General features: G+C 63.4%; 1 protein-coding gene. It reads left to right on the top strand.

All coding sequences use genetic code 11. The features are described 5' to 3' along the window. The coding region (locus tag KVT37_RS31475; RefSeq protein WP_217578910.1) for a VCBS domain-containing protein at nt 1-1,707 on the top strand (1,707 nt) is incomplete at both ends.

Genomic DNA, 1,707 nt, shown 5'->3' with positions numbered 1-1,707 from the left:
CGATCCCCACTTCGTCGCTCAGGCTGCAACGGCCGGCAACTACGGCACCTTCGCCATCGATGCCGATGGCAATTGGACCTACACGGCCTCGTCCGCTCACAATGAGTTCGTCGACGGCCAGCATTACACTGAGAACTTCGATGTCGTCAGCGCCGATGGCACCCACACCTCGGTCGCCATCGACATTCTGGGCACCAACGACGCGGCGGTGCTGTCGTCCGCTTCGGTCAACCTGACCGAAGCCGATACGGCTGCGGCAATCTCGACGAGTGGCCAGCTCACCATCTCCGACGTCGACAGCGATCCGCACTTCGTCGCTCAGGCTGCAACGGCTGGCAACTACGGCACCTTTGCCATCGATGCCGATGGCAATTGGACCTACACGGCCTCGTCCGCTCACAATGAGTTCGTCGACGGCCAGCATTACACCGAGAACTTCGATGTCGTCAGCGCCGACGGCACCCACACTTCGGTCGCCATCGACATTCTTGGCACCAACGATGCGGCCGTGCTGTCGTCCGCCTCGGTCAACCTGACCGAGGGCGACACGGCGGCGGCAATCTCCACCTCCGGCGCCCTGACGATCAGCGACGTCGATAGCGATCCGCACTTCGTCGCCCAGGCCGGCACCGCCGGCAACTACGGCTCGTTCTCGATCGATGCCGACGGCAACTGGAGCTACACGGCGTCGTCCGCCCACAATGAGTTCGTGGCGGGCCAGCATTACACCGAGAACTTCGATGTCGTCAGCGCCGACGGCACCCACACTTCGGTCGCCATCGATATCCTTGGCACCAACGATGCGGCGGTGCTGTCGTCCGCTTCGGTCAACCTGACCGAGGGCAACACGGCGGCGGCGATCTCGACATCGGGCAATCTGACCATCTCCGATGTCGACAGTCCGGCGACCTTCGTCGCCCAGGCCGCGACAGTCGGAACATACGGCACCTTCGCCATCAATGCAGCGGGCGCGTGGACCTATACGGCAAGCTCTGCCCACAACGAGTTCGTGGCCGGCCAGCACTACACCGAGAACTTCGACGTCGTCAGCGCCGACGGCACCCACACCTCGGTCGCCATCGACATTCTGGGCACCAACGATGCGGCGGTGCTGTCGTCCGCTTCGGTCAACCTGACCGAAGGCAACACGGCGGCGGCAATCTCGACATCGGGCAACCTGACCATCTCCGACGTCGACAGCGATCCCCACTTCGTCGCTCAGGCTGCAACGGCCGGCAACTACGGCACCTTCGCCATCGATGCCGATGGCAATTGGAGCTACACGGCAAGCTCTGCCCACAACGAGTTCGTCGACGGCCAGCATTACACCGAGAACTTCGATGTCGTCAGCGCCGACGGCACCCACACTTCGGTCGCCATCGACATTCTTGGCACCAACGATGCGGCCGTGCTGTCGTCCGCCTCGGTCAACCTGACCGAGGGCGACACGGCGGCGGCAATCTCCACCTCCGGCGCCCTGACGATCAGCGACGTCGATAGCGATCCGCACTTCGTCGCCCAGGCCGGCACCGCCGGCAATTATGGCTCGTTCTCGATCGATGCCGACGGCAACTGGAGCTATACGGCAAGCTCTGCCCACAACGAGTTCGTCGACGGCCAGCATTACACCGAGAACTTCGATGTCGTCAGCGCCGATGGCACCCACACCTCGGTCGCCATCGACATTCTGGGCACCAACGACGCGGC

Source organism: Mesorhizobium sp. GbtcB19, from assembly GCF_019091085.1.
GTDB lineage: Bacteria > Pseudomonadota > Alphaproteobacteria > Rhizobiales > Rhizobiaceae > Mesorhizobium.
This window is presented reverse-complemented; position numbering and strand designations above follow the sequence as displayed.